At 44.1% G+C, this 25,956-nt stretch carries 20 protein-coding genes; 11 read left to right on the top strand and 9 right to left on the bottom strand.

Annotated features, from left to right (window positions below):
- Positions 1-18: 18 nt before the first annotated feature.
- Entirely contained in the window at positions 19-1,437 is a 1,419-nt protein-coding gene (locus tag CAG58_RS10190; RefSeq protein ID WP_170905962.1) for an SLC13 family permease, read from the bottom strand.
- A gap of 471 nt (positions 1,438-1,908) precedes the next feature.
- Between CAG58_RS10190 and CAG58_RS10185 the strand changes: the two genes are divergently transcribed.
- The 3 genes from CAG58_RS10185 (at position 1,909) to CAG58_RS10175 (ending at position 6,239) form a co-directional block, all read left to right on the top strand.
- A complete protein-coding gene (locus CAG58_RS10185; protein ID WP_158138412.1) occupies positions 1,909-3,540 on the top strand; it encodes a methyl-accepting chemotaxis protein in 1,632 nt (543 codons plus the stop codon).
- Between the two features lie 258 nt (positions 3,541-3,798).
- Positions 3,799-5,022 carry an alanine racemase gene (gene alr, locus CAG58_RS10180; protein ID WP_154168282.1) on the top strand — a complete coding sequence of 408 codons (1,224 nt, stop codon included), beginning with the start codon at positions 3,799-3,801 and terminating at the stop codon, positions 5,020-5,022.
- Positions 5,023-5,369: 347 nt separating this feature from the next.
- Entirely contained in the window at positions 5,370-6,239 is an 870-nt protein-coding gene (locus tag CAG58_RS10175; RefSeq protein ID WP_004395331.1) for an EamA family transporter, read from the top strand.
- A gap of 81 nt (positions 6,240-6,320) precedes the next feature.
- On the opposite strand, the gene CAG58_RS10170 is transcribed toward CAG58_RS10175, so the two are convergent.
- The 7 genes from CAG58_RS10170 to CAG58_RS10140 form a co-directional block, all read right to left on the bottom strand.
- The gene (locus tag CAG58_RS10170; RefSeq protein ID WP_040904328.1) at positions 6,321-6,794 is read right to left on the bottom strand and encodes a DUF2947 domain-containing protein; all 474 of its coding nucleotides are present in this window, start codon (positions 6,792-6,794) and stop codon (positions 6,321-6,323) included.
- An 82-nt stretch (positions 6,795-6,876) separates the two neighbouring features.
- The gene (gene rimJ / locus CAG58_RS10165) at positions 6,877-7,464 is read right to left on the bottom strand and encodes a ribosomal protein S5-alanine N-acetyltransferase (RefSeq protein ID WP_040904330.1); all 588 of its coding nucleotides are present in this window, start codon (positions 7,462-7,464) and stop codon (positions 6,877-6,879) included.
- Complete coding sequence (tyrR, locus tag CAG58_RS10160) at positions 7,464-9,008, bottom strand: transcriptional regulator TyrR (protein ID WP_161425580.1); 1,545 nt, start codon at positions 9,006-9,008, stop codon at positions 7,464-7,466. The genes rimJ and tyrR overlap by 1 nt, the downstream gene beginning before the upstream one ends.
- Before the next feature lie 147 nt (positions 9,009-9,155).
- Positions 9,156-10,178, bottom strand: coding sequence for a YcjF family protein (locus CAG58_RS10155; protein WP_161425581.1), 1,023 nt, complete (start codon positions 10,176-10,178; stop codon positions 9,156-9,158).
- Positions 10,175-11,554: a YcjX family protein gene (locus CAG58_RS10150; RefSeq protein WP_161425582.1), complete on the bottom strand. Its 1,380-nt coding sequence runs from the start codon at positions 11,552-11,554 to the stop codon at positions 10,175-10,177. Before CAG58_RS10150 ends, CAG58_RS10155 begins: the two co-directional genes overlap by 4 nt.
- Before the next feature lie 47 nt (positions 11,555-11,601).
- Entirely contained in the window at positions 11,602-11,787 is a 186-nt protein-coding gene (locus CAG58_RS10145) for a hypothetical protein (protein WP_040904331.1), read from the bottom strand.
- A gap of 207 nt (positions 11,788-11,994) precedes the next feature.
- Positions 11,995-13,518, bottom strand: a complete 1,524-nt coding sequence (locus tag CAG58_RS10140) for a fumarate hydratase (RefSeq protein ID WP_161426117.1) — start codon at positions 13,516-13,518, stop codon at positions 11,995-11,997.
- A gap of 194 nt (positions 13,519-13,712) precedes the next feature.
- Here CAG58_RS10140 and pabB point away from each other — a divergent pair, with 194 nt between their 5' ends.
- From pabB to CAG58_RS10105, 7 genes are all read left to right on the top strand, one after another.
- On the top strand, positions 13,713-15,080 hold the full coding sequence (pabB, locus tag CAG58_RS10135) for an aminodeoxychorismate synthase component 1 (RefSeq protein WP_161426118.1): 1,368 nt from the start codon (positions 13,713-13,715) through the stop codon (positions 15,078-15,080).
- A gap of 199 nt (positions 15,081-15,279) precedes the next feature.
- The gene (locus CAG58_RS10130) at positions 15,280-15,879 is read left to right on the top strand and encodes a CoA pyrophosphatase (protein WP_040904333.1); all 600 of its coding nucleotides are present in this window, start codon (positions 15,280-15,282) and stop codon (positions 15,877-15,879) included.
- A 295-nt stretch (positions 15,880-16,174) separates the two neighbouring features.
- Positions 16,175-17,428 carry an aromatic amino acid transport family protein gene (locus CAG58_RS10125; RefSeq protein ID WP_161426263.1) on the top strand — a complete coding sequence of 418 codons (1,254 nt, stop codon included), beginning with the start codon at positions 16,175-16,177 and terminating at the stop codon, positions 17,426-17,428.
- Between the two features lie 145 nt (positions 17,429-17,573).
- The gene (locus CAG58_RS10120) at positions 17,574-18,935 is read left to right on the top strand and encodes an L-serine ammonia-lyase (RefSeq protein ID WP_040904335.1); all 1,362 of its coding nucleotides are present in this window, start codon (positions 17,574-17,576) and stop codon (positions 18,933-18,935) included.
- A 167-nt stretch (positions 18,936-19,102) separates the two neighbouring features.
- Positions 19,103-20,290 carry an efflux RND transporter periplasmic adaptor subunit gene (locus CAG58_RS10115; RefSeq protein ID WP_161429703.1) on the top strand — a complete coding sequence of 396 codons (1,188 nt, stop codon included), beginning with the start codon at positions 19,103-19,105 and terminating at the stop codon, positions 20,288-20,290.
- Positions 20,290-22,254, top strand: coding sequence for a MacB family efflux pump subunit (locus tag CAG58_RS10110; RefSeq protein WP_161426503.1), 1,965 nt, complete (start codon positions 20,290-20,292; stop codon positions 22,252-22,254). Before CAG58_RS10115 ends, CAG58_RS10110 begins: the two co-directional genes overlap by 1 nt.
- Positions 22,255-22,256: 2 nt before the next feature.
- The gene (locus tag CAG58_RS10105; RefSeq protein WP_161426504.1) at positions 22,257-23,639 is read left to right on the top strand and encodes an efflux transporter outer membrane subunit; all 1,383 of its coding nucleotides are present in this window, start codon (positions 22,257-22,259) and stop codon (positions 23,637-23,639) included.
- A gap of 38 nt (positions 23,640-23,677) precedes the next feature.
- Here the strand turns inward: CAG58_RS10105 and queD are convergent, their stop codons facing one another.
- On the bottom strand, positions 23,678-24,037 hold the full coding sequence (gene queD / locus CAG58_RS10100; protein WP_004395344.1) for a 6-carboxytetrahydropterin synthase QueD: 360 nt from the start codon (positions 24,035-24,037) through the stop codon (positions 23,678-23,680).
- 430 nt (positions 24,038-24,467) lie between these two features.
- Between queD and asnS the strand changes: the two genes are divergently transcribed.
- Positions 24,468-25,868 carry an asparagine--tRNA ligase gene (gene asnS / locus CAG58_RS10095; protein ID WP_004395345.1) on the top strand — a complete coding sequence of 467 codons (1,401 nt, stop codon included), beginning with the start codon at positions 24,468-24,470 and terminating at the stop codon, positions 25,866-25,868.
- Positions 25,869-25,956: the final 88 nt, after the last annotated feature.

Here is a 25,956-nt window from a genome sequence, read left to right as displayed (position 1 = left end):
GTTTTCCAGCATCATTAATTAACCAATGTGTCCAATAAAGTGTAAAAACCAAATCATCACAAAACTCATCAACACACCAACAATACCAAGGATAACGCCAACTCGTGCCATTTGATGACTTTGTACATGACCGGTCGCATGAGCGAGAGCATTAGGCGGAGTACTGATCGGCAGTGACATCCCTAGCGAAGCTGCAAAAGTAACGACGAGAATTAAAGTTAACTCACCGCCCAATGGGGTAAGCGATACCATAGAGGTACCCAATGCCGCCATAATTGGCATCAATAAGTTTGCTGTCGCGGTGTGCGACATAAAATTCGCCATCAATAAACATAAGAACGCCGCACCAAATAACACGACATAAGGCGAGTAATGATCAAAAGGAATGCTATTAACCACTAATTCCGCTAATCCTGTTTTATCAAGCGCTAAACCCAGCGCTATACCACCAGAGACTAACCACAACACATCCCAGGAGATTTTTTTCAAATCTTCTTTATTGATGATCCCTGTCACCGAGAACACCGCAACCGGAATTAACGCCACGGTATAAGAATCCATGCCATGCGTCGATCCCATTAACCATAATAAAATGGTCAGTGTGAAGGTGAGATAAACCACCATCGCTTTCGGCGTTTTAAGAAATTTACCTTTAATACTTAATTCAATGGTTTTTTGTTCTGCTCGATACATAAATCCAATCAGCACCCAAGCCAGCGCCATTAATACGATCACAAAAGGCACACCAAAAGCCATCCATTCACCAAACGTGATTAAGTTATCGCCCACCAAATATTTTAAGGCGATTGCGTTCGGCGGCGTTCCAATGGGTGTACCAATACCACCTATATTAGCGGCAACCGGAATCGATAAGGCGAAAGCAATTCTGCCCGGATCCTTCGGGCCAAAAACGGCGATAACCGGCGTTAAAATCGAGAGCATCATGGCGGTGGTTGCGGTATTGGACATAAACATTGAGAAAATACCGGTGATCAGCATCAAACCTAACATCACAAATTTAGGATTTTGACCGAAAGGCTTGAGTAATACCCTTGCCAAGTTGACGTCTAAACGGTACTTAGTCGCCGCCATGGCTAAGAAAAACCCGCCGAGAAATAACATAATGATCGGACTAGCAAAAGTCGCCATGATGTCACTATGTTTTAATAACCCACCAAATTCCGGAAGATGCTGGTTACTTTTAAATAGCCACAAGCCTTTATCCGATAACATCAGTAGTTCTAAAACAATGATCACCACTGAAGTGGCATAAATCGGGATCGGTTCAAATACCCACAATAAGGCCGCTAACAGGAAAATCGCAATCACTCGCTGTTGAATAATGGTCAGCCCCTCAAAAGGAAACGCAGAGAGGGGTAAAAGGAGGATCAATAAGGGAATCGCTAACGGGACAATGTACTTAATATAGGGGCGTATCATAGTTACTCTTCCTGAGACAAAGTGCATAAAAACCACGAATAATGGCCAGATCGCTTATCCACGACCCGTTGATAACTTTTGTTAGTTAATAACTCTTGTAAGTTAATAACTATTACAAATAGTTACAGTTCGAAGCCACCATGAATTATGCCTATACCTGAAAGAAATACTTAGGGGTAGATCAACGAATATCTATTAGTTTCAATCACTAGCGCGGAAAATCAGCAAAACCTCGTCCTGATCTCATCTTGTGAGGAAAAATTTTTTAGTCACCAGCTCTCTTTTTGATGATTTATTGACTATTTTTATAACTAGCAACACAGGTAATAAAAATAGTGATAAAATACACGATTAATTGAACCAAAGTCACAGATTATGGATATCTAACAAACCATCGTTGGATAATAAGTGCACAAGGGAGTTGTGTTTGGTGCCAATCCAATCCACCCAATGTAAGGTAGCTTATTCATGTTTTTAAAAAATATGTCGATTAGCAAAAAATTAGCCAGCGGATTTGGGCTCATTGCTCTTATCAACATTTTATTTGCTTGGTTTTTACATACAGAACACCGTGAGATTAAAAATCAACTCATTAACTTTACCGAAGACACCTTCCCCGCTTTTGAAGCGGTCGATAATATTGGTGATAAACTGTCTTATTGGCGTCGCACTCAATTTGCTTCATTACTTTCTAGCGATCGCAGCGATATTACCAATCGACTCAATCAAAGCCGTCAATTTCAACAAGAAATCGAGGCGGAGTTAAAGAAATACGGGCAAGATATTTGGCCCGGTGAAGAAGAACGTATCTTTAGTCAACTGATGCGTCATTGGCAAAGCTACAATCAAACCATGGTTGAATTCAATCAGGCATTAGCAGCCAACGAGCAGATTAAAGCCTTGGATATTTTAAACCGTTCTAATCAAGATTTTCGTCAAATTGAAGCCAATATAGAAAAACTCGGCGCTATCCTTAGTCAGGCTATGGACGGCAATAAAGACTACATCCTTAAAGCCGTCAATCGGATTGATGTGAGTTCGAGTATCATCAATATCGCGATCTTAGTTATTATGGCGCTGGTTACCTATTTTATAACGCAGATCATTTGTGGGCCATTAAAGTTAGTGGTCGCACAATCGAATGCGATTGCCAAAGGTGATTTATCACAAAAACTCAATCGACAAGCGATTGGCAATGACGAGCTCGGTGAGTTGGCCGATGCCTCGATGGTTATGCAAGACAATCTTCGTCAATTAATTGAAGAGACCATTTCAGCAGTGACCCAACTGAGCAGCGCAGTAGAAGAAATGTCACAAATTTCCTCTCAAGCAGCTCAGGGTATGCAAGAGCAGCAAGATCAAATCACACAAGTGGCAACGGCCATGAGTGAGATGAAGGCGGCTGTCGCTGATGTTGCCAGTAATACCGAAAACTCGGCGCAAGAAATTGATACCACCAATAAACAAGTTCAAGAAGGCGCGCGCGACAATAAACTGATGGTTAACGCTATTGGCCAAGTGGCAGAAATCATTACTCAAACGGGTCAAACGGTTTCTGAACTTGAACAACAATCCAATCAAATCAATATGATTGTCGATGTTATTCGTGGTATTGCCGATCAAACCAACTTACTTGCACTCAATGCAGCCATTGAAGCGGCCCGCGCTGGTGAATCTGGTCGAGGCTTTGCCGTGGTGGCCGATGAGGTTCGTACTCTTGCCGGACGCACACAAGATTCGACAGGTGAAATTACCTCTATCATTGAAAAACTGCAAAATATGGCCAAACAGGCCAAAGAAGGTACTGATCGCTCATGTTCAAGTATTGATAACTGCGTTGAACAAGGTAACCATTCACAACAACTCATGCACTCTATCGAGCAATCTATTGCTCAAGTGGCCGATATGGGGGCGCAAATTGCCAGCGCTTGTAGCCAACAAGACTCGGTGGCCGATGAGTTAACGCGTAATATAGAAAATATTCACCATGCCTCTCAAGAAGTGGCTCAAGGTGCCAATCAAACTGCACAAGCGTGTACCGAATTGGCGCAACTGTCGGTGTCATTACAAAATTCGATGATGCGTTTCAAACTTCAGTAAAATACGTTATTCTAACAACCGTTTAGAATACTCTATAAAACGCCTACTCTCTAAACAGACAGTAGGCGTTTGTGTTGTTGGGGCGTCGTTTATCTTCGCGGACTTCCCTTCCGTTTGTTTTTTCAAACGCCCATCACAGATTAAACGCCTATTCTAACGCCTTATCAAAACACTCTGAGATTCTCGCTATACTGATTGTCATATGAAGTTAAGCGAAATTCGATTTTTAAATTTTATGCCCCCCGATTTGGAGACATTATGCATTTTAAAGCTACGCTACTTTCTATCGCTTTGGCGAGCACCTTACCTTCTTTTCTCAGCCATTCTGCTCCATTAGCGCTTGATACTACCGTCCCTTCTGCTGAGCAAATCGCGCAATCCAATGCTTGGCTCGAAATCAACCTAGGTCAATTTAAAACCAACATTGAACTATTTAAATCACACATTAACCCAAGCAGTAAAATTTGTGCAGTGATGAAAGCTGACGCTTACGGTAATGGCATCCGTGGTTTAATGCCGACGATCATCGAACAAGGCATTCCTTGTGTCGCCATCACCAGTAATGCTGAAGCCCGCGCGGTACGCGAAAGTGGCTTTCAAGGTCAACTGATGCGTGTTCGTTCTGCAACCATCACTGAAATTGCCGCCGTCGCCGAGCTGAACATTGAAGAGTTGATCGGCACCAAACAACAAGCGATGGATCTTGCTCAATTAGGTCAGCGTTTAGGTACGCCTATCAAAGCGCATTTAGCGTTAAATGATGGTGGTATGGGCCGTAATGGCGTTGATATGAGCCATGAAAAAGGGAAACAGGAAGCGCTCAGCATTACTCAGCAAAAAGGCTTACAAATTGTTGGGATCATGACACATTTCCCCAATTATAATCCGGATGATATTCGTGCCAAATTAGCCACCTTTAACCAACATGCTAATTGGCTGGTTGAGCAAGGGCCATTGAAACGCGAAGAGGTTCAGTTTCACGTTGCTAACTCATATACGGCGCTCAATGTACCCGAAGCTCAATTGGACATGGTTCGCCCTGGTGGCGTGTTGTATGGCGATTTACCAACCAATCCAGAATACCTCCCTATTGTCTCATTTAAAACTCGCATCGCGTCACTGCATCACCTACCAAAAGGTAAAACCGTAGGTTATGACAGCACTCATATCACCGACAGTGACACCGTATTGGCCAATTTGCCAGTGGGTTATTCTGATGGCTATCCACGAAAAATGGGCAATAAAGCGCAAGTGCTGATCAATGGTCAGTGGGCAAACGTAGTCGGAGTTACCTCAATGAATACCACCATGGTTGACGTCTCTACTATTAAAGGCGTTAAACCTGGACAAGAGGTAGTACTGTTTGGAGCTCAAGGCAAAAAACAAATCAGTGTCGACGATATTGAAACGCATAGCGATCTTATCTTCCCTGAGCTTTACACCATATGGGGCACGGCTAATCCGCGTTTTTACGTTAAGTAGTGGAGTTAAACCTATCTTATCTACTTGTCAGGCCAGTGAGTCTTTGAGGCGTTGATCCTTTTCTAGATTCACTCAACTACCAGTCCCCTTATTTCTATCGATAAGGGGACGATTACGCTCAGCGACCATGATGAAACTTGCCGACAAATGTTGTTTAGGCGTTTGTAGCAAAAGAAAATTCATATCCTGTTACCATTGCCATTTGTTTTATTTCAGGCAGAATAACCCTTCTTTAGGCTGACCTCGATCGCCTCACGCTATCCTAGCGAATTCCAGCAATAACGGACTGTCTGTCCAATATATCGCTGGGAAACCTTTTAGATTACCCACTTCAAGTAAAAGAGTATATGACCCAGAAATCACCCGTTCTTTTTGCGGTAGGTTGCCTACTGATCGCAATGATGGCTATACAATCAGGCTCCTCAATCGCTAAACAACTGTTTCCTATCGTCGGTCCTGGTGGAACGGTTGCCCTGCGCGTGAGTATCTCTGCTTGTATTTTATTGCTCATTTTTCGCCCGTGGCGATTATCGTTAAGCCTTGCGCAGTGGCGATCGATGATCATCTACGGGGCAAGTTTAGGCGGAATGCAGATCTTATTTTACTTTGCCATCGAACGTATTCCATTAGGGATTGGTGTCGCTTTAGAATTTACCGGCCCACTACTCCTCGCGCTATTTTCTTCAAAACGTAAGCTCGATTTGGTTTGGGTTGCTTTGGCGATATCTGGTATGGCGTTGTTACTGCCCGATATGCGGGGAGTTGATGCCCTCGATCCCATTGGGGTTGCGCTCGCATTGGCTGCTGGCGGTTGCTGGGCTGGGTATATTTGGTTTGGGCAACGAGCTGGTACGGTTGGTTCCGGTGGCATGACAGTCGCTATCGGTATGACCGTCGCGGCGCTGTTTATTTTCCCGATTGGCGCTTATAGCGCATCATCCACGATCTTTACTTGGTCAATACTACCGATGGCGATTACCGTCGCGATTCTATCTAGTGCATTGCCTTACAGTTTGGAAATGATGGCGTTAAACCGCCTATCTACCCAGCATTTCAGTGTACTAATGAGTCTAGAACCCGCCGTCGCCGCCATGGCAGGATTTATGATTTTAGATGAAAGATTAGCGCTGTCACAATGGTTCGCTATCGGTATGATCATCAGTGCATCAATGGGCAGCACCTTAAGTGCTCAACGTAGGAAGACTGTCACTTCGTAACCTCTCAACAAAGAGAGAGTGTATTTATTTTGTTAATACACTCTCCCCTTTTTTTGAAACTCAAAACGAACTCAACAGAGTCTACAAACGCTGACCAATTTTTACTGAGCCGTTGGTTTGAAACCATAATGCTTGCGCACGACGGCGGCCAATTAAAATCGGACCATCGTCGTAGAATAAAAAGTTCTTCCAATGGTTTTTAAACACCGACCATTTGGTTTCAATCACATTGTATTTCTCATAACAAAAATAAACCGTTACATCATCTTGCCAATCAATGTGTTCCAGTATCGCTGCTGGTAAAGCAGGATCATCACTTTCCCATGCTTCCATCCATGAGATGTCTTGCTGCCAACTCGCAGCTTTCTTGGGCCAGTCTTGCGAGCTAAAACGCTCAGCATCTGGACTTTGCGCACTGATGTTTTCTTTCCAAAACTGAGCTGAGCGTGACGGACTCATCGGTTTTATCTGTGCTTGATCACTCTCGGACACGGGCATTGATTGATGCGTGAAAATCCATTTTCTTGAATACTGTTCCAAAGGCAAATACGACATGAGATGTCCTTAGACGTTAAACCAGCGCATGCTGGTAATAAATAAAATGAGATACCTAAATAAACGGCGAATGAAAAGTGACTTATCGATTGATTGAAGTACTGGCTTGCCAGTTTGGATTAATCAACGAAACCAGCACATGATCCTGCCATTGACCATTAATTAATAAATAATCTTTGGCTAACCCTTCTCGGATAAAGCCAACTCGCTCAAGTACCGCAGCACTGCGATGATTCGTTGGCATATAAGCCGCCATAATACGATGCATATTTTGTTGTTTAAACAAAGATTCACAGGCCATATGAAGTGCCCGAGTCATAATATAACGCCCTTGGGCAGACTCGGCTAACGAGTAGCCAACGTGACAAGCATAAAAGGGAAAACGCGTGACGTTACTGAACGAAATCGTGCCAACAATTTGTTGACTATTCACCTCAATGATTAAGCAATAGTATCCGAGAGCTAAACGATGCAACTCTTCCAGTTTGATTAATCTCTGCTGCCAACCGGTAACTTCAAAAAAAGCCGCTTCGCGTTGAGGTTCCCACGGTTTTAAATAATCACGATTAGTCACAAAATAATCAGCCAGTGCTTTAGCATCCGCTAATTGAGCACTGCGTACAAGAATCTCCCCATCACTGACCAACATCGCTGTTGTTCCCTTAGCCATTAACGTTTCCTAATCCCATAATCACGTAACTTATTGGCTATTGAGGTATGTGAAACATTCAAACGTTTAGCGAGTTTTCGACTGGATGGAAACGACTGGTAAAGCTTGTCTAAAATTTGTGATTCATAGTCTTTCATAATGTCATCAAGCGAGCCATCAAGGTTTACCGTCGATAAGCTCAAGCCGCTACTGTCTACCGCTGGCAAATGAAAATAATCGACCTGCAATTGTTCGCCATCCATTTCTGTCAACGCACGCAACACCATATTGTCTAACTGGCGTATGTTACCTGGCCATGGATATTGCATTAACTGATCCACTAAACCTTCGGCGTATTGCGGTTTCACCATGCCTAATTTATGGCTGTGTTTGGTTACAAAGAGCTCCAAAAGCGGTTGAATATCGCTAGGACGCTCGCGTAGTGCTGGAATACGCAAGGTTAATACATTCAGTCGATAGAAAAGATCTTCCCGGAACGTGCCTGAATCAGCCAATTCGGCCAAATTATGACGAGTAGAGGCAATCACGCGGACATCGATATGAATTTCATGCTCTTCGCCAACTCGACGAAAGGTTCCGTCTTGTAAGAAGCGCAACAATTTGATCTGTAGATGAGGGCTCATTTCGCCAATTTCATCTAAAAATACCGTGCCACCGTTCGCTTGTTCAAAAATCCCTTTATGCCCTTGTTGATGATTAAAAGAGCCCGGAGCATGCCCAAAAAGCTCCGTTTCTGCGACATCATCCGGCATAGAGGCACAGCTTAACACTAAAAAGGGAGCGGTAGAGCGATGAGAACGGTGATGACAAGCTCGAGCGAGCATCTCTTTTCCGGTCCCCGTTTCACCTTCAATTAATAACTGCTGATCGAGCATAGCTAATTTTTTAGCATGATTTATCAATGCCTTATGGCGATTGGATACACCAACAAAATGCTCAAAACCTAGTGAATTGTGTATCGATAATCGATCGTGGCCGTGTACTGTGGTGACCTTAGAACGTAAGATCATCATCGAGCTCGCCAACGTGGCATCATGGGCTGAATTACCAATATAAACTGGCATTAGCTCCATGGTATAGTCTAGCCCGTCAATCACAACCGCTTCACGAATCGGTGCTTTACTGCCATCGACCCAACGTGAAAAATTAAACAGCGGTAACACTTGAGAAATGGGCGTTCCGATCACTTCCTCACTGGGCTTATTCAAGAGTGCTAAGGCACTTTGATTGGCCATATCGACAAAGCCTTTTAAATCAATCGCTAATACGGCATCGGGTAGATTATTGAGCAAGGAAATCAGTTCAGTATTATGACGTTCCATCGGCATAAACTGAATTTTACGAACATCTTTGACGCCAGAAATACGGCGAATTTCCGCCATTAATTCACTGAAAGTATCAAAATCAATATCTGGGCAATTAAGATAAATAATGCCTATCACATCAATTTCGATACCTCGCAAATCGATTTTTTTTGAAGCGAGGATCTCAAGAAGCTCTCGGGTTAAGCCGAGTCTATCTTCACAAATGACTTCTAGACGCACTGAATGTTATCCTAAGCAGAAAGTGTCACGAAAAGTTGACAGTAGTTTCTATCAACCTCAGCACAGCGTCAAGTGATTCTCGTTAAATCCTCTGACTTGCCCCAATACTTTCTGTAACCAAGCCAACAATGCGCTTCATAAAGCGAATTATTGGCTTACCAAAGCAGTAATTTTTGCCACGATTTGTTTACGTATTGCACTCAGCTTAACCACTCGATTCTTTTGCCACGGTAATGGCCTAAGTAGCGAAATGGCTTTTAGACCTAACCGAGCGGTCAGTAGCCCAACCCCGAGCCCTTGACCTGCACGAGCAGAGAGTTTTTTAGTCAGATCCATCGATAACAGATCCATGCTAGCATCAATGGCCAATTCACTCGCTCCTGCAACCGCCATGTTGACTAATACGGCTTTAAATAGCTGTAAACGAGACCAATAACCAAGCTCAATGCCATACACGTCTGCTAAACGATCAATCATCGTAAAATTACGCCAAGCGATCAATAACATATCCACTAAGGCTAAAGGACTGATCGCTACCAATACGGCGGCTTCAGTGGCATAGCGTGAGACGATTTGAGTGGCCTGTTTATCTTGTTCATTGACCACCATCGCATCATATAACTCGATGATTTCAGCATCGCTGTGGCTATTATCAATACTCTTCAACCAGCGTTGATAAGCACTACTATGTAAATTAGTGTGACTTTTATTGGCTAGCATCGTACAAAAAGCTTGTCCTTGCCCTAGCCCATCTTGCTGGATCAATTGCTCGGCTTGCTCTTGCACAGAAAAATGCTGACGTAAGCGACGCAGTGTCCACAGCTCCTTCCCTAAACGCCCAATACCCAAGCTCGCTAAGAGCGTCAACAAAATAACCCAAGCCAGATCAAGCCAGTTAGCCGATTGGATCGCGGTATAAATACTCTCTATTGCTTGCCAACCGAGTAAGGTAGAAAAAGCAATCAATAGACTCACTACCATCCATTTTTTCTTCCGCTTAGGACGAATGACTTGTTCAAGCTGGCTCTCTAATTCGGTTTCCGGCGCTATGCTTGACTCGATAATAAACCGCTGCTGATCATTAAAGGTCGCAGATGCAGCGATGACTGGTTCAGGCTCGGTTTGCTTGAGTGGTTGATTAAAAATTTGCTGATTTTTTAAATCCGTCATGTCAATTTATCCCCAATCAAGATCTCTAATGCTTTATCCATCCGAATGTGCTGACAAGGTTGATCGTCGAGACTCGGCATAGGACGAAAAGCAATAAACTTAAACTGATGATGCTGCCAATAGTCAGGATGAGGCAGTTTTTTCGGGACATCTCCGGGGTATAGAGTGATCGGTTGCCCTTGCACATCGATCCCTTGAATAGCCGAAATTTTTTGATGATGACTCTCAACATAGCCCGATTGAGTCGCTCGAATCGACGCAAGACTGATACAACGCATCTCAATATTTTCGTAAGCGGCATGTTGCCAAGCCGGATGAATCATCTGCTGCAGCAATGACACCATATTCGGATGCTGATCAGGCGTCACATGATCGGCTTTGGTGGCCGCAAAAAGCACTTTATCAATCTTCGGTGAAAATAAACGGCTGAGTAAGCCACTGCGACCATAACGAAAACTGTGCATAATCTGTTCTAGCGCACAACGCATATCCAAAAACGCTTCATGACCCGCATTTAAAGGCGATAAACAATCGACCAAAACAATTTGCCGATCAAACGTAGCAAAGTGTTGTTTATAAAACGCCTTAACGACCTTATTTTGATACTCTTGATAGCGTGAGAGCAGTAATCCTAACATCGAGTTTTTTGCAGGTTTATTTTGTGGATCAACATGACGACAAGGAAAAAACTGCAACACCGGCGCTCCCGCAAGTTCTCCTGGCAATACAAAACGTCCCGGTTGAACCCAATGCAAACCATGCAACTTGCATTGATGAAGATAGTCAGTATAAAGCGCAGCAATCTCGGCCAATTGCGCTTCATTCGCTTCTTGTTCAAGATCAAGCTTATCTATCGCGTTTAACCAAGGTTTCGCTAACTCTGCACGTTGACCATGTAACGCATTAAACTGCTGAGCCGACCAAGTATAAAAATCCAAATTTAACAGTGGTAAATCCAACAACCATTCACCAGGGTAATCAATAATATCCAGATACAAGGTTGCCGTGCTGCCCAGTAATTTTTTACTGCGTTTATGCGGGCGATATTTAATCGCTAAACGAATTTCACTGACATCGCGGGTAGGTACTGGCCAGTTTGGCGGATCAGCATGAAGCTGTTCCATCGCCTGATCGTAACTGAAACGAGGCACCATAAGATTACTTTGTGGGATACGCTTAGCACCAATAATCCGTTTATCACGCGCCGCGGCTAACAAAGGTAACTGATCATGCGTGGCCGTATGCAGCAGTTGATTCACTAACGAACTAATGAACGCAGTTTTACCTGCTCGCGATAAACCAGTGACCGCAAGACGAACATGGGCGTCTAAACCTCGGTGCAGAAGTGCACTCACCTCTTGACTGATTCGCTGCATAGCTTGTGGGTTCCCTCAGTAAATGTTGCCATTTTAGATCAAGATAATTAATCGTCTTCAATCAGTTTGTAAATGACAAATAAGCTTATTTGTAGCAAAACAAACAGAACACAACTAGTAATAACATATTTACTGTAAAAAATAGAAAGACCATGAAAAATCAGGTCATAACTTAATAACGCGGCTAATACGATAGCAACGACGATTTGTAGCAATCGAATAAAACGTGGCATGGTTTCTCCTCTGAAACTCTATTAACAATACTGGTTATCGGTTATTTCTCATCCTGAACTACTTTTTAAATCGCACTGATAGTCCGTTTGTCAATGGCGATTGTTCCTCGATAGTCACAACAAGATATGCATAGACCAGATAAAGAAAAGGTGTAGCGTTATGCTACACCTAATAGTCACTTGAGCTCAATTTGCTCACACATTTATTTAGCTCTGCTGAGTAGCTTCAGCAATTTTGACTCGCCAAGTATCCGGACCAATCTGATGAGCGTTGGCTCCGGTCGAATCCACTGCAACCGTGACTGGCATATCTTCCACTTCAAACTCATAGATAGCTTCCATACCGAGATCTTCAAAAGCGACAACGCGCGCTTTCTTAATCGCTTTAGCAACAAGATACGCCGCGCCGCCAACGGCCATTAAATAGACTGCTTTATTTTTCTTTATCGATTCAACGGTCACTGGGCCACGTTCGGCTTTACCAATCATGCCCATCACGCCCACCTCTTCAAGCATCATATCGGTAAATTTATCCATGCGAGTTGAGGTTGTCGGTCCCGCAGGCCCTACGACTTCATCGCCAACCGCATCAACAGGGCCAACGTAGTAGATGAATTTATCTCTTAAATCAACGCCTTCAGGAAGTTTCTCTCCGTTTTGTAGCATAGTTTGTAGGCGTTTATGCGCCGCATCACGTCCGGTTAAAATTTTACCCGACAGCAATACGGTTTCACCGGTTTTCCATTGCTGAGTCTCTTCACGAGTCACCGTATCTAAATTCACTCGACGGGTATTCGCACCCGCTTGCCAAGTAATTTGTGGCCAATCTTCAAGCTTAGGTGGGGTGAGTTCTGCAGGGCCACTGCCATCTAATGTAAAATGCACATGACGAGTTGCCGCGCAGTTAGGGATCAAACACACTGGCTTAGAAGCCGCGTGGGTCGGTGCCGATTTAATTTTCACATCAACCACCGTAGTTAAACCGCCTAACCCTTGAGCACCGATACCGAGTTTATTGACTCGATTGAAGATATCTAAACGTAGATCTTCTTCAGCATTTTGTGGGCCACGCGTAATAAGATCTTGAATATCAATATGTTCCATCAAAGATTCTTTGGCCAGCACTGCCGCTTTTTCTGCCGTGCCACCAATACCAATACCGAGCATACCTGGTGGGCACCAGCCGGCTCCCATGGTCGGTAACGTTTTTTCCACCCACTCTGCAATATCATCAGAAGGGTTAAGCATTGCCATTTTGGTTTTGTTTTCACTGCCGCCCCCTTTGGCGGCAATTTGGATTTCTACTTTATCACCCGGGACCATATTAATGTGCACTACGGCAGGGGTATTGTCCTTGGTATTGATCCGTTTGCCCGCAGGATCCATCAGTACCGACGCTCGTAAAGGGTTATCTGGGTTGGTGTAAGCTTGACGAACCCCCTCATCCACCATCTGCTGTACGGTCATATCGGTAGAATCCCACTGCACAGCCATACCGATATTAACGAAACAAGTGACGATACCGGTATCTTGACAAATAGGACGGTGACCCTCTGCTGACATACGCGAGTTAATTAAGATTTGCGCAATCGCATCTTTAGCGGCTTGGCTCTCTTCACGATGGTAGGCTTGTTCTAGCGCTTGGACAAAATCAAGGGGATGGTAGTAAGAGATGTATTGTAATGCGTCAGCGACACTGCTGATCACATCTTGTTGGCGAATTACCGTCATTGCATGCCTCATTATTGTTATGTGTTCACTAGCTGAAACCGAAAGCACAAGGTAAAGTCAGTAAAGCCAAAGGGCAACAAACGACTGAATTAAGCGCTAAGATCAAGAAACAGCTTTCTTTCAGGCTTTTATGATACTCTTGCTTTCCTCTATGTGCTACGCAGTGAAGTGACCCATTGTCACAAATTACACAAATGAACGTTGAAGAAAAAAAACTTATTCAAGTGCAGCCCATCACTTACCAAACCGATCTCGCTCAACAGTTTTTTAATCGCATTGAGCAGCGACCATGGGCAATGCTACTTCGCTCTGCTTCGACCCAACATATCGATAGCCGATTTGATATTTTGGTCGCCAATCCCATTGCGACCCTAGTCACTGTCGGTAACGATACCACCATTCAGCAACCGAGTGGTGTGATATCATCACAACAAGACCCTTTTACGCTGCTAGCCGAGCTGCAAGAACGCTATTTACCCGCTGAGGTTTATCACAGTGAGTTGCCTTTTGTCGGCGGCGCGCTGGGCTATTTCGGCTATGATTTAGGGCGTCGGATAGAACCATTAGCAGAACAAGCACAACACGACATTGCTATGCCAGATATGGCGATTGGTCTTTATGAATGGGCATTGATCGTCGATCACCAACAACAAACTGCTTGCTGGGCTGGCATCAATATTGAGCAAGCTCAGGCTTGGTTTGCTTCAATTAAGCCTTCTGCTCAACAAAACTTTCAATTGACCAGTGCGTGGTCATCGAACATGAGTGCTCAACAATATCAGCAGAAATTCAATCAAATCGAAGCGTACTTACTTTCCGGTGATTGCTATCAAATTAATCTAGCGCAACGCTTTAGTGCTGATTATCAAGGTAGTGAATGGCTTGCCTATCAACGGCTAGAACAGAGCAATCTTGCGCCCTTTTCTGCTTTCATTCGCTTAGAACAAGGCGCGATTCTTAGTGTCTCTCCTGAGCGTTTTTTGCAAGTGAATCAACGAGTGATTGAAACTAAACCGATTAAAGGCACTCGACCACGCCATCAAGATCCTCAACAAGATAAAGCACAAGCTAATGAGCTCGCGCAAGCCGCCAAAGATCAAGCTGAGAATTTAATGATTGTCGATCTGCTGCGTAATGATATTGGTCGTGTCGCTAAACCAGGTAGTGTGCATGTACCTAAGCTCTTTGAAATCGAGAGTTTTCCTGCAGTGCACCATTTGGTCAGTACGATTCGCGCCCAACTTGATGAGCAATATCAAGCGACGGACTTACTGCGTGCAAGCTTTCCCGGTGGATCGATTACTGGTGCGCCAAAAGTCCGAGCGATGCAGATTATTGAAGAATTGGAACCACATCGACGTAGCGCTTATTGCGGTTCAATTGGTTATATCAGCCGTCATGGCAAAATGGATACCAGTATTACTATCCGGACTTTGGTGGCGCATCAACACAAAATTTACGCTTGGGCCGGTGGTGGTATCGTCGCCGACAGTCAATGGCAAGCCGAATATCAAGAAACGTTAGATAAACTCAGCCGTATTCTGCCAATTCTTGAACAATAGGCTAAATTTATAAGAGATATCAAACAACTTGGAGTTGCAGCTAAGCGGCCAATCCATCGATTACTCTCAGCATTGAACTACGCTGTGATTCGGACGCTAACACGACTATCACTTCAAGTCGTAAATGAACATGATGATTAAGCAAACCGATGAGGGTGGATGATTCCATCGGACACCTTTTACCTAAGGAGAACGAGGCATGATCAGTAAACAACAACTGATGCAAGATTTTTTACTCAAAACCCCCGTTGGTTACCATGCCCAGTCACTCAACCGTGCAGCTCACTTACAGTCAGCCTCATTAAGAAAGGCCTCGGTATTGGTCGGGTTTGTCGAACGGCCACAAGGGCTCAGTGTTGTTTTAACTAAACGCGCCGCCCATCTTAAGCATCATCCTGGACAAATTAGCTTCCCAGGTGGAAAATATGAAGCGAGCGATGGCACACTTTATCAAACGGCCAAAAGAGAAGCGCACGAAGAGATCGGATTAGAAGCCAAATACATTAAGATCCTCGGTCAATTGCCTGAGCTTGTGACCATCAGCCAGTTTGCGGTGACACCAGTGATTGCATTCATTGATCCCCGTTATGAAATGTCAATTGATACTAACGAAGTCGAAGAAGTCTTCGAGGTTCCAGCCGCTTATCTTTTCGATCAAAAACATTTACTCAGTAATACCTTTTTAATAAAAAACTCCCTGCATAAAGTCTTCGCCTTACCATATAAACATCATTTTATATGGGGTATGACAGCACAAATCATCCAAGCACTGCAAAAACACATTAATAGTGATAGATAGCCTTTGAAATGATTAATTTACGTACACCTCATATTATCACTGACCTATTTTTACTCAAAAAAGCAATCGTTTGCCTTGCTGGTTTATCATAAAATGACACCTTCAAATAACCTTAACCAACCCAACCATTAACAATTCCCACATGTGGCACAGTTTTTTCGTGATCAATCAGGGGTTTTTGACATATCATTCAACAAGCGCAAACAATTCATGATTTAGATCTATTTTTTATTGTAAAAAAACCTGCAAAATTGCGCTCGACTTATTTCCTGTTCCCAAAATGAGTAAATTAAACATGAATACAACCACAACGGTTACATCAGCCACACAATCCACTGGCAAGTGGACCTATAAAGATTTTGTATGGTCGCTTTCCCTTTTTGGTACCGCCGTCGGTGCTGGCGTTCTTTTTCTGCCAATCAAAGCTGGTGCGGGTGGCTTTTGGCCGCTTGTCATTCTTGCGCTCATCGCAGCACCAATGACTTGGTTTGCCCATAAAGGTCTCGCTCGCTTTGTTCTTTCTGCAAGTAACACTGACTCTGATATCACCGATACCGTAGAAGAACACTTTGGTAAAACTGGCGCCAACCTTATCACTTTTGCTTACTTTTTCGCCATCTACCCTATTGTTCTGATTTACGGCGTCGGGATTACTAATACCGTCGACTCTTTCCTCGTTCACCAATTTGGTATGGAATCCATTCCTCGCTGGTTACTCTCTGGCGCGTTAATTTCATTAATGACCGCTGGCGTTGTTTTTGGTAAAGAGTTAATGCTCAAAGCCACTTCAGCGATGGTTTATCCTCTGGTATTTATTCTACTGGCTTTATCTGTGTTCCTTATTCCTGATTGGAACACTTCCATGATCGAAACCTCTCCAGATTGGTCTACCGTTCCGCTGATTGTCTGGTTAGCTATTCCTATCATCGTGTTCTCTTTTAACCACAGTCCAATCATCAGCCAATTTACTAAATCACAACGTCAAGAGCACGGTGAGCATGCGGTCGTGAAAACCGATATGATCACTGCTGGCGCAGCAATGATGTTAATGGGATTTGTGATGTTTTTCGTCTTCTCAGTCGTGTTGTCTTTAACACCTGAGCAGTTAATCATGGCACAAGAGCAAAACATCAGTGTGCTTTCATACATAGCCAATGTGCATGAATCACCACTGATTTCTTATCTTGGTCCTATCGTGGCACTTGCGGCGATCACTTCAAGCTACTTTGGTCACTTCTTAGGTGCTCATGAAGGTTTAGTGGGATTGGTAAAATCACGCAGTCAAATGTCTGTTGGTAAAATCGATAAAATCTCGCTCGTGTTCATCGTACTGACCACTTGGATTGTTGCAATCGTTAACCCAAGCATCCTAGGTATGATAGAAACCATGGGCGCACCAATGATTGCTGCTATCCTATTCATTTTACCGGTTTTTGCGATGCAGAAAGTGCCAGCGATGGCCAAGTTTAAAACTAAACTACCCGTACAAATATTCACAGTTATTTGTGGTTTTGCCGCGATTAGTTCTGTAATCTACGGCGCTCTTTAATCTCTACATCCGCGTATGAGTGAAAAGATACCTGAAGCTTGAAGAATAGCGTGATCAACCACGCGGTAACCTCAAACTAGACAGGTAAAATATAACAATAAAAGCCTCCCTTCACTAAGGGGGGCTTACTTTTGAGGCAATCAATATGATTAGTGTATTTGATATCTATAAAATTGGTGTCGGACCGTCGAGCTCACACACGGTTGGCCCAATGAAAGCGGGTAAACAATTTATTGATGATTTACGAGCAATGGGAAAGTTGCGCGACATCACTAAAATCACCGTGGATGTTTATGGATCATTATCACTGACAGGGAAAGGTCACCACACGGATATCGCCATTATTATGGGCTTAGCGGGTAATACCCCAGAAAAAGTCGATATCGATGCGATTCCAAGCTTTATTGCTCGCGTTACTGAAACGGAGCGCCTTCCTGTTGGCATGCACTGCCATACCGTTGATTTTCCTCGTGAAGGCGGCATGAATTTTCATAAAAGTAATTTGTCATTACATGAAAATGGCATGCAAATTCACGCTTGGGTTGATGATAATCCTGTCTACTCAAAAACCTATTACTCTATTGGTGGCGGGTTTATTGTCGATGAAGAAAATTTTGGTAAAGAGATTGAATCTCCAGTCCAAGTTCCCTATCCATTCACGAGTGCCGAACAACTTCTTGCTCAATGCCAAGAGCATGGCCTTTCTATCAGCACTTTAGTGATGGCTAATGAGAAAACCCTTCATTCAGACGAAGAGGTTCGTACTTATTTCGCCAATATCTGGCGCACCATGCGTGAGTGTATGGAACGTGGTCTCAATACTGAAGGCATTTTGCCGGGGCCTTTGCGTGTTCCGCGCCGTGCCGCTGCACTACGCCAGCAATTATTAACCTCTGAAAAAACCACCAATGATCCGATGGCGGTCGTCGATTGGGTTAATATGTACGCCTTTGCCGTTAATGAAGAAAACGCAGCAGGCGGTCGCGTGGTAACAGCACCAACTAATGGGGCTTGTGGCATTATTCCAGCGGTATTAGCGTACTATGACAAATTTATCCAAACCGTAACCGAGAAAGATTACATTCGTTACTTTGCGACCTCAGGCGCTATTGGTGGTTTGTACAAACGTAATGCTTCTATCTCTGGAGCTGAAGTGGGTTGTCAAGGTGAAGTGGGCGTAGCATGCTCAATGGCAGCGGCTGGTTTAGCTGAGCTCCTCGGGGGCAGTCCTGAGCAAGTGTGTATGGCCGCAGAGATTGCTATGGAGCATAACCTAGGTCTTACCTGCGACCCGGTTGCAGGGCAAGTTCAAGTACCTTGTATCGAACGTAACGGGATTGCTGCCGTGAAAGCGATTAACTCCACTCGTATGGCGATGCGTCGTTCATCGGCTCCCCGTGTCTCTTTAGACAAAGTGATCGAAACAATGCTTGAAACAGGTAAAGATATGAATGCTAAATATCGCGAAACCTCCCAAGGTGGATTAGCGATTAAAGTGATCTGCTAATCTTCCTCAACGATTGATCTTCCCAAGCCTGATACTTATGCATCAGGCTTTTTATTTTCCCTTTCTCCATCTTTACTTAGCTTTACCGAACCGCCGCTTGTTTTATCTCCAGATAACGTTATAAATGGTGATAATCATTCTCTTTTATATGCTGGTTCATTTTTACCATGTCATTCTCTATTACTAAAAAAACGACGCTTACGTTTTTGATCGTCATTCTTATTCTTATCGCAGTGGGTTATATCTTGTACCCCAAAAAAAATGCGACAACCTACGTTACCGACACCGTTCAGCGCGGTAACATCGAAGAAACCGTACTTGCTACCGGAATGCTACAAGCTTCAAAGCTAGTGGCGGTTGGCGCGCAGGTATCAGGTCAAATTGAGACACTGGCGGTCAATTTAGGGGACCCTATTCGACAAGGTGATTTAGTGGCTCAAATCGACAACCTGACCCAACAGAATAAACTCAAAGAAGCCCAAGCATCATTGAACAGTTTAAATGCCCAATACCAAGCCAAACAGGCATTGATTCGTCAAGCTCAAGCTGAGTTTAACCGACAAAAAGCCATGCTGGCAGAAAACGCTAGCTCACAAGCGGATTACGAAGCCGCTCAGACATCGCTTGCTGTGTATATTGCAGAACTTAAACAACTCAAAGCTCAGCAAGAACAAGCAAAAATTAGCGTAGATAGCGCCAACCTCGACCTCAATTACACCACCATCCGAGCGCCAATGGATGGGACGGTGGTTTACAGTGCCGTTGAAGAAGGCCAAACCGTCAATGCCAATCAAACTACCCCGACAATTATTGAGCTAGCAGTACTCGATACCATGACCGTAAAAGCTCAAATATCCGAAGCCGACATCATTAAAGTCACTCCGGGATTACCGATCTATTTCACTATTCTAGGTCAACCGAATAAACGTTATTCCAGTACATTGCGTGCTATTGAACCCGGCCCAACATTAATGACTGGCAATGACAGTAACCTTTCTATCAGTAATGATGAGGCCATTTACTATCATGGTTTGTTTGATATTGATAACCCGGATGGGCTATTACGCATCGGTATGACGGCTCAAGTCACCATTGTTTTACACCGCTCAGAAAACGCACTATTGATCCCCGCTCAAGTGCTGATCAGACAGCCAGGACCAAAGCCTCGCTACCAAGTTCCTGTATTAGAAAATGACCAAGCCGTATTTCGTGATGTCAAAATCGGCCTCAATAATAAAGTCAATGTGGAAATTCTTGAGGGACTTAATGAAGGCGAAACACTGATTTTAGGCATGCCAAATACACTCAATAACAACACGAGCCGTCGTATGAGCCCACCGGGGATGCGTTTCTAATGTCAGAAGCTTTATTAAACATAGTCAATGTTTCCCGCCACTTTACTTCTGGCGATGAGACGCTCACTGTCTTAAAAGAGATCAATCTAACTATCGAACGAGGTGAAATGGTTGCCATAGTTGGCGCTTCTGGTTCAGGTAAATCGACTTTAATGAATATCTTAGGTTGCTTAGATACCCCAAGTTGTGGTGAATATTGGGTGAATGGACAAAACACCTCACAACTGAATTCTGATCAACTGGCTGAGCTACGCCGTGAATATTTCGGCTTTATCTTTCAACGCTACCACCTATTAGGGGATTTAGACGCCTTAGGAAATGTCGAAATCCCAGCTATTTATGCTGGTTACGATAAACAGACTCGCCATGAACGAGCACGCAAACTACTGGAACGATTAGGACTAGCCGATCGACTGGATCATAAGCCCAACCAACTAAGCGGCGGTCAACAACAACGTGTTTCTGTGGCTCGAGCTCTCGTTAATGGCGGCGATGTCATTCTTGCCGATGAGCCGACGGGCGCACTGGATAGTAAAAGTGGTTCAGAAATGATGCAACTGCTGCAAGAGCTTCATAGCCTTGGGCACACCATCATTATCGTCACCCACGATATGCATGTAGCTCAATATGCCGATCGCATTATAGAGATCAAAGATGGTGAAATTCTCAGTGATCGTATCAACCACTCGACCAGTGACACGGCACTTCAGCCACATGCCCATCATACTCCGCCATTCAAAGCCTCAACTCTCGGTCGTAACCAAAAGTGGCTCGACAATTGTTGGGAAGCGTTAAAAATGGCACTGTTAGCCATGTCAAACCATCGATTAAGAACCTTCTTGACTATGCTCGGCATCATCATTGGAATTGCTTCGGTAGTTTCCGTTGTAGCGCTCGGTAATGGCTCACAAAAGTCGATTTTAGAGAGCATTGCCGCCATGGGCACCAATACGATTGATATTATGCCCGGATCTGGCTTTGGCGATCGGCGTTCAGGGCGAATTCGAACGTTAACCGCAGAAGATGCCCAAGCGCTGCAATCACTGCCGTTTATTGATAGCGTCACCCCTACCGTCAATAGTTCCGCCATCATCAAATTTAGTAATCAATCGGTCACCGCTTCCATACAAGGAGTTGGGCCTGATTTTTTCCGAGTCCGTGGCTATGAACTCGCCAAAGGGCAATATTGGGATCAAACCAGTGTGGATAACTTGGCCCAAGAAGCTGTCATCGATCACAATACATTAACGGCTCTTTTTGCTGATGAGAATCCCATCGGTAAAGTCATTTTTGCAGGTAAGCTCCCCATCCGAATTATTGGCGTGACTGCGGCGAAAGAGAGTGCATTTGGCAATAACGACGCTCTCAATATATGGGTTCCTTACAGTACGATTAATGCACGAATGATGCGTCAAAGCCACCTTAATCGAATCACTGTACGCCTTGATGACAACATTCCTAGTGATGCGGCAGAGCAAGCGATTATCTCTTTGTTAACCATGCGTCATGGTACTAAAGATTTCTTTACGATTAATACCGACACCATTCAACAAAATATTCAAAAAACAACAGCGACCATGACCTTACTCATCTCCGCCATCGCCGTTATTTCATTAATTGTCGGGGGGATTGGCGTAATGAATATTATGCTGGTTTCGGTCACTGAACGTACCCGAGAAATCGGCGTTCGTATGGCGGTTGGTGCAAGGCAGAACGATATTTTGCGTCAGTTTCTTATCGAAGCTGTACTTGTTTGTTTGTGTGGTGGGATCATCGGAATTGCCCTCGCCTATTTAATCGGCGTCGGTTTTTCCTCATTCGGTAGTAGTTTTACCTTGATCTATTCTACCGCTTCAATCGTCTCTGCCTTTTTGTGCTCAACATTAATCGGTGTTCTATTTGGCTATCTTCCTGCGAAAAATGCCGCTCAGCTAAATCCGATTGATGCGCTTGCCCGGGAGTAAACATGTTACCTGCAACTCAATATTCCAGCTTAGCTTTATCCATGTTGCTACTGCTTGGCTGTTCCGCTCACTATGATCTTGTAGAGCCTTCTGTTTTTATTGCCACTGACTGGCACACGCCTCAACAAGAAACCAATACGGTGTGGGAAAGCCAGTGGTGGAAAAACTTTCAAGATCCTAAGCTTGATCTGTTAGTTGAGCGCGTCCTGTCCACCAACCACGACCTTGCATTGGCGACGCTCACTTTAAAACAGGCTCGCTTAAACGCGAATTTAGACAGAGATCAACAGATTCCCGATCTCGCCGCTGGGGTATCCGGTAACCGTTCAAAGGATTTCAATCATGGCGACACGTCTAACAACTATCAGGCTAGAATCAGCGTCAGTTATGAAGTGGATTTATGGGGTAAGCTTTCAGCGACAATAGATGAAAGTCAGTGGAAAGCCCTCGCGACGCAACAAGAGCGAGAAGCAACCGCTCAAAGTTTAGTGGCAACCACCGCTCAACTCTATTGGCAAATCGGCTATTTAAAACAACGAATTCGTTTAAGTCAGCAAGATATTGACAACGCTATCCAAAACTTCAATCTTGCTCAAAGTCAATATACTCATGGCGCAACCTCACGCTTGACCGTATTAGAAACCAAACGCTCACTGGCTGGATTGGAAGCGGCACACCGTGATTATCAACAACAATATCGACAAGCCAGTAATGCCTTAGCTATTTTGTTTGAGCAAGATCCTGAACAAGCCGCTATTGAAATTGATCAACAACCCGCTCAAGCCTTGCCTACTATTTCTGCAGGAATACCCGCGGAAGTTTTGGCACGTAGACCCGATGTCAAACAAGCCTTGTATCAACTTCAAGCTTTTCTGGCTGCCAAGGAGAGTACTCGCCGCAGCTATTTTCCTGCGCTCACACTAACTGGAGCTCTGGGTGGGTCATCGACGGAACTAAAAAAACTATTGAGCGATCCTATCGGTACTTTAGGCGCTGACTTAACTTTGCCATTTTTAAATTGGAATGAAATGCAGCTAAAGCGAGATATCGCACAAGTACAGTATGAATCGGCCATCATCAACTACCGTAAAACCTTGTATGCCGCTTTTCAGGATGTGGATAATGCCTTATCCGCCCGAGAAAATTATCAGTACCAAGCTGAAAAATTAGTTCAGCAATGGCAAAGCGCCGCTGAAGCAATGCGTATCTATCAAAGCCAATATCAGCATGGTGCTATAGAAATTAAGACGCTATTGGATGCCCAAGAAAACGAACGTAATGCTCGAGCCGCTTTACTGGAAAACGACTATCATCAACGAGTAACCTTAAGCACCCTTTATCGAAGCCTAGGGGGGCAGACGATCCTTATAGAGGAAGAGAGTTAGACCCTTTAGCCAAGCTAACACCATAGCTTGGCTAAAAATCATCCCGTATATACACACCCGGCAGTACAGGTTTCTTTAATTTCGACCTTGCTGAGTAGCGGTAAGCTTGGTTTAAGTTGTTGCCAGATCCATTTTGCTAACACTTCGCTGGTCGGATTTTCTAATCCTTCAATGTCATTTAAATAGTAGTGATCTAAACGATCATAAATCGGTTGAAACGCCGCTTTGATCTCCGCAAAGTCAATCAACCAACCGGTATGAGCATCGACTTCTCCAGCGACATAAAGACGAACTAAAAAAGAGTGCCCATGTAAACGACCACATTTGTGCCCTTCAGGCACATGAGGTAAATGATGGGCAGCTTCAAACATGAACTCTTTATAAATTTCGGTTTTCATCGTACAACTCAAGCTTAAAAAAAGAGCCGCCATACTACGGAATCTTGTTAAATGAAACAAGCCAAATCCAGTCAAGCACACCAACCAAAGGCGAGTATTATCCCCTAAACGGCTTGCTTAAATCGTAAATCATCATCAGTTTTACGGTAAGAATACGCCATTTATTCCATCAATTTAGCTTTTCGAATAAGAAATCAACAATCAGAGCATATTAAAGGTTGATGCGGACAAATTGACAGGTAATATGTGCCATTGAATTTGTAAAATTTTAGCCAACTCAATGTTTCGCTTTTTTCAATCAACTTGTTCAAATATGGTAACGGTATCTGTCTAAAAGACGCTAATAACTCACACGTTATCGTTATTTCAAGTCGTCAGGGAAGCAACACTTTTGAGTTGAGTTTTTACCTCAATGGAGACGATATTAACCATGACTTACGCGCCTGTAAAAGACGTATTAAGCGGCAAGCTTGCAGTAAACAGTGAAGTTACTGTTCGCGGCTGGATCCGCACACGTCGTGATTCCAAAGCTGGAATCTCTTTCCTTGCCTTATATGACGGCTCTTGTTTCGACCCGATTCAGGCCGTGGTCCCGAATTCACTCAATAATTATCAAGACGAAGTTCTCAAACTCACCACCGGATGTTCTGTAGAAATTACAGGTACGGTTGTTGAGTCTCCTGCCAGTGGTCAAGATTTCGAATTAGCGGCGACTGAACTGAAGGTTGTCGGCTGGGTAGAAGATGCGGAAACCTATCCGATGGCTAAAACTCGTCACTCTATTGAGTATTTACGTGAAGTTGCTCACCTTCGCCCACGCACCAACGTGATTGGTGCTGTTGCTCGTGTACGTAACTGCTTGTCTCAAGCGATCCACCGTTTTTATCATGAACAGGGCTATTTCTGGGTTTCTGCCCCGCTGATCACCGCTTCCGATGCTGAAGGCGCGGGTGAGATGTTCCGTGTTTCGACTCTAGATTTCGCTAACCTGCCTCGCCAAGAAAACGGTGAGATTGACTTTAACGAAGACTTCTTCGGTAAAGAGACATTCTTAACCGTATCAGGCCAGTTAAACGCTGAAGCTTACGCTTGCGCACTGAGCAAAGTGTATACTTTTGGCCCAACCTTCCGCGCAGAAAACTCCAATACTAGCCGTCACTTAGCTGAATTTTGGATGGTAGAGCCTGAAGTTGCCTTTGCTGATTTGCACGATGTGGCTCAATTAGCTGAAGATATGCTCAAGTACGTGTTTAATGCCGTACTGACTGAACGTCGTGATGACCTTGAATTCTTTGCTTCTCGCATCGATAAAGACGCGATTACTCGTTTGGAGCAATTCGTTCAATCGGACTTTGCACAAGTTGACTATACCGATGCGATTACGATTCTGCTTGATTCTGGTCGCAAGTTTGAATTTGATGTGGAATGGGGTATCGACCTGTCTTCAGAACATGAGCGTTATCTTGCTGAAGAGCACTTCAAAGCACCGGTGATCGTTAAAAACTATCCAAAAGACATCAAAGCTTTTTATATGCGTCTTAACGACGACGGTAAAACTGTTGCCGCTATGGACGTATTAGCGCCGGGAATTGGTGAAATCATCGGTGGTTCACAGCGTGAAGAGCGTCTAGATGTTCTCGATGCGCGCATGATTGAAATGGGCATCGACCCTGAACACATGAGCTGGTACCGTGACTTACGCCGCTATGGCACCGTTCCTCATGCAGGATTTGGTCTTGGTTTTGAGCGTTTGGTCTCTTATGTGACCGGTATGGGTAACGTACGTGATGTGATTCCATTCCCACGTACACCACGCAGTGCCAACTTCTAAATTTGCTTTTCACCAAAAACCTTCGCTTCGCGGAGGTTTTTTTTCATTTTCCTTAGCGTGATGGTTGTCACTCTTCAATCAGAAAGGT

Source organism: Vibrio sp. V31_P5A7T61 (assembly GCF_009904895.1).
Lineage (GTDB): Bacteria > Pseudomonadota > Gammaproteobacteria > Enterobacterales > Vibrionaceae > Vibrio > Vibrio metschnikovii.
This window is presented reverse-complemented; position numbering and strand designations above follow the sequence as displayed.

Bases quoted from the DNA above. Each gene is read 5' to 3' on its own strand.
- CAG58_RS10170 (WP_040904328.1), bottom strand. From the start codon at position 6,794: ATGTCGTATTTGCCTTTGGAACAGTATTCAAGAAAATGGATTTTCACG.
- rimJ (WP_040904330.1), bottom strand. From the start codon at position 7,464: ATGGCTAAGGGAACAACAGCGATGTTGGTCAGTGATGGGGAGATTCTT.
- CAG58_RS10145 (WP_040904331.1), bottom strand. From the start codon at position 11,787: ATGCCACGTTTTATTCGATTGCTACAAATCGTCGTTGCTATCGTATTA.
- CAG58_RS10125 (WP_161426263.1), top strand. From the start codon at position 16,175: ATGAATACAACCACAACGGTTACATCAGCCACACAATCCACTGGCAAG.
- CAG58_RS10105 (WP_161426504.1), top strand. From the start codon at position 22,257: ATGTTACCTGCAACTCAATATTCCAGCTTAGCTTTATCCATGTTGCTA.
- CAG58_RS10175 (WP_004395331.1), top strand. From the start codon at position 5,370: ATGACCCAGAAATCACCCGTTCTTTTTGCGGTAGGTTGCCTACTGATC.
- alr (WP_154168282.1), top strand. From the start codon at position 3,799: ATGCATTTTAAAGCTACGCTACTTTCTATCGCTTTGGCGAGCACCTTA.
- CAG58_RS10155 (WP_161425581.1), bottom strand. From the start codon at position 10,178: ATGACGGATTTAAAAAATCAGCAAATTTTTAATCAACCACTCAAGCAA.
- CAG58_RS10120 (WP_040904335.1), top strand. From the start codon at position 17,574: ATGATTAGTGTATTTGATATCTATAAAATTGGTGTCGGACCGTCGAGC.
- CAG58_RS10115 (WP_161429703.1), top strand. From the start codon at position 19,103: ATGTCATTCTCTATTACTAAAAAAACGACGCTTACGTTTTTGATCGTC.
- CAG58_RS10130 (WP_040904333.1), top strand. From the start codon at position 15,280: ATGATCAGTAAACAACAACTGATGCAAGATTTTTTACTCAAAACCCCC.
- pabB (WP_161426118.1), top strand. From the start codon at position 13,713: ATGAACGTTGAAGAAAAAAAACTTATTCAAGTGCAGCCCATCACTTAC.
- queD (WP_004395344.1), bottom strand. From the start codon at position 24,037: ATGAAAACCGAAATTTATAAAGAGTTCATGTTTGAAGCTGCCCATCAT.
- asnS (WP_004395345.1), top strand. From the start codon at position 24,468: ATGACTTACGCGCCTGTAAAAGACGTATTAAGCGGCAAGCTTGCAGTA.
- CAG58_RS10150 (WP_161425582.1), bottom strand. From the start codon at position 11,554: ATGCAGCGAATCAGTCAAGAGGTGAGTGCACTTCTGCACCGAGGTTTA.
- CAG58_RS10185 (WP_158138412.1), top strand. From the start codon at position 1,909: ATGTTTTTAAAAAATATGTCGATTAGCAAAAAATTAGCCAGCGGATTT.
- CAG58_RS10140 (WP_161426117.1), bottom strand. From the start codon at position 13,518: ATGACGGTAATTCGCCAACAAGATGTGATCAGCAGTGTCGCTGACGCA.
- CAG58_RS10110 (WP_161426503.1), top strand. From the start codon at position 20,290: ATGTCAGAAGCTTTATTAAACATAGTCAATGTTTCCCGCCACTTTACT.